Genomic DNA, 2,952 nt, shown 5'->3' with positions numbered 1-2,952 from the left:
AATTCATGGCGATCGTTTATATGGTGATGATGAAGCGATTGTTTCGGGAATTGCGAAATTCGAAGGTGTGCCTGTGACAGTCATTGGTCATCAGCGAGGTAAAGACACAAAAGAGAACATCAGGAGAAATTTTGGGATGCCTCATCCGGAAGGCTACCGGAAAGCACTCAGGTTGATGAAGCAGGCGGAAAAGTTTAATCGCCCGATTGTTTGTTTCATCGATACGAAAGGTGCCTATCCCGGGAAAGCAGCCGAAGAAAGAGGGCAGAGCGAAGCCATCGCCAGAAACCTTGTGGAGATGGCAGGATTGACGGTTCCTGTAGTGTGTATCGTCATCGGTGAAGGAGGCAGCGGCGGAGCACTTGCGTTAGGTGTCGGAAATCACATCCATATGCTTGAAAATTCCACTTACTCCGTCATCTCGCCCGAGGGTGCAGCAGCCCTGTTATGGAAAGATTCCACCCAAGCCAGGAAAGCGGCTGAATCTATGAAAATCACTGCTCCAGACTTGAAAGAGCTCGGATTGATTGATGAAATCATCACCGAAGTGACCGGGGGAGCTCATAAAAATGTGGAAGAACAGGCTGACTCGATCAAATCCGTTCTAAAACAATCTCTCAAGGAATTGATCCCAATGAGTAAAGATGAACTGATCAACCATCGATATGAAAAATTTAAAGCGATGGGTGAATATTCTGTTTTAAATGAATATATTGGGGTAGAATCTTAATTAAACGACCGGACTGACAAATAGGAACCAGCCTTTTGTCAGTCCTTTTGTTTTAGGTTCTTCTCAATTTAAACAAGCAGTGTCTTGTTTAAAGGATATTTTTGAAAGTTTTAACAATTGAAACGCTTTCAGTTAATAGAGTATTTCGTCTATTGGATTCCCAAGGGAGAACTTGTTGAGAAGCTTGTCTCTTCGTGTTATTTTAGAAATAATCAATAGTCTAATGGTCCATAATAACTGGGAGAATATATTTTCAAAATGGGTCCAGCAGAAAATATGTGAAACCATTAACAAATTTGCTTTTTATTCTTTTACATATAAATTTATCTTCATGAGGTGATGAAAGTGAAAAAAATAGGAGTACTGACAAGTGGGGGAGATTCTCCGGGTATGAACGCCGCTGTACGTGCGGTCGTTCGTAAGGCTATTTTTCATGGCGTTGAAGTATATGGTATTTACCAGGGATATAACGGATTAATCAATGGCAATATCAAGAAGCTTGAGCTGGGTTCCGTGGGTGATATCATCCACCGCGGGGGAACGATGCTTTATACCGCGCGCTGTGAAGAGTTCAAAACAAAAGAAGGCCAGCAAAGAGGGATTCAGCAGTTGGAGAAACACGGCATTGAAGGACTTGTGGTAATCGGCGGAGACGGTTCTTATCAAGGTGCCAAAGCGCTTACCGAATGGGGTTACCCATGTGTTGGCGTACCTGGTACAATTGATAATGATATCCCGGGTACTGAGTTTACGATCGGCTTTGATACCGCATTGAACACTGTCATTGATGCGATTGATAAAATCCGTGATACTGCGACTTCACATGAAAGAACATTCATCATTGAAGTAATGGGCCGGAATGCAGGGGATATTGCGTTATGGTCCGGGCTTGCAGGAGGAGCGGAGACTGTCCTGATTCCTGAAGAAAAATTTGATATGCATGATATAGTGAGCCGTTTGAACAAAGGTCAGGAACGCGGTAAGAAGCATAGTGTCATCATCGTCGCAGAAGGCGTAATGTCAGGTAATGAATTTGCGAATCGCTTCACGGAAGCGACCGGAATGGATACACGCGTATCGGTTCTCGGCCACATTCAGCGCGGGGGGACCCCGACAGCGGCAGACCGAGTATTGGCAAGTCGATTGGGGGCCCGTGCAGTGGAGCTGTTGATGGAAGGAAAAGGCGGCAGGGCAGTAGGTATCGAGAAGAACGAAATGGTCGATTATGACATCATAGAAGCACTTGCCAAACCTCACAAAATCGATCTGGATATGTACAGGCTTTCAAAAGAGCTTTCTATTTAATAATTGGTGAAAGATTCAGGAGGTAAAATGATAATGAGAAAAACAAAAATTGTATGTACCATTGGCCCTGCCAGTGAAAGTGTAGAAAAATTGTCTCAGTTGATTGATGCAGGAATGAATGTTGCGCGTCTGAATTTCTCCCATGGTGATCATGAGGAACATGGTCAACGGATCATTAATATTCGTGAAGCAGCTGCAAAAGCAGGGAAAAATGTTGGAATCCTGCTTGACACGAAAGGCCCTGAAATCCGGACGAATAACATGGTAGATGGCGGTTTTGAACTGAAGCGGGGAGCATCCGTCATCGTCTCCATGAAAGAAGTATTGGGAACACCCGAGAAGTTCTCTGTGACATACGAAGGGTTAATAGATGACGTCCATGTGGGATCTAAAATTCTATTGGATGACGGGCTGGTTGGACTTGAAGTAACGGATATCGATAAAGCTAACGGTGAAATTCATACCACAGTTGCAAACACAGGTATGCTGAAAAATAAAAAAGGTGTAAACGTACCAGGTGTTTCGGTCAATCTGCCTGGTATCACGGATAAAGATGCGAAAGATATCATTTTCGGTATCGGGCAGGAAGTAGATTTCATCGCAGCTTCATTCGTACGCCGTGCATCTGATGTATTGGAAATCCGTCAATTACTGGAAGAGCATGATGCACCGCATATCCAAATCATCCCTAAGATCGAGAACGAAGAGGGTGTTGATAATATCGATGAAATCCTTGAAGTGTCCGATGGTTTAATGGTTGCCCGCGGGGATCTCGGGGTGGAAATCCCTGCAGAAGAAGTGCCTCTCGTACAAAAGCAGTTAATCAAGAAGTGCAATTCACAAGGTAAGCCTGTCATCACTGCCACTCAAATGCTAGACTCCATGCAGCGCAATCCAAGACCGACAAGAGCGGAAGC

General features: G+C 44.3%; 3 protein-coding genes. All 3 read left to right on the top strand.

The window, feature by feature from the left end; all coding sequences use genetic code 11:
• Positions 1-730 (top strand): acetyl-CoA carboxylase carboxyl transferase subunit alpha (gene accA / locus HP456_RS22120; protein WP_172255134.1); only part of this gene is annotated, 730 nt, incomplete at its 5' end.
• A 345-nt stretch (positions 731-1,075) separates the two neighbouring features.
• Positions 1,076-2,035: a 6-phosphofructokinase gene (pfkA, locus tag HP456_RS22115; protein WP_172255132.1), complete on the top strand. Its 960-nt coding sequence runs from the start codon at positions 1,076-1,078 to the stop codon at positions 2,033-2,035.
• 33 nt (positions 2,036-2,068) lie between these two features.
• Positions 2,069-2,952, top strand: an 884-nt coding sequence (gene pyk, locus HP456_RS22110) for a pyruvate kinase (protein ID WP_172255130.1), incomplete at its 3' end; no start/stop codon positions are given.

This window comes from Bacillus haikouensis (assembly GCF_013179555.1).
Lineage (GTDB): Bacteria > Bacillota > Bacilli > Bacillales > Bacillaceae_B > Rossellomorea > Rossellomorea haikouensis_A.
Note: the sequence above shows the minus strand (reverse complement) of the source record. Positions and strands in the feature narration are given on the sequence as shown.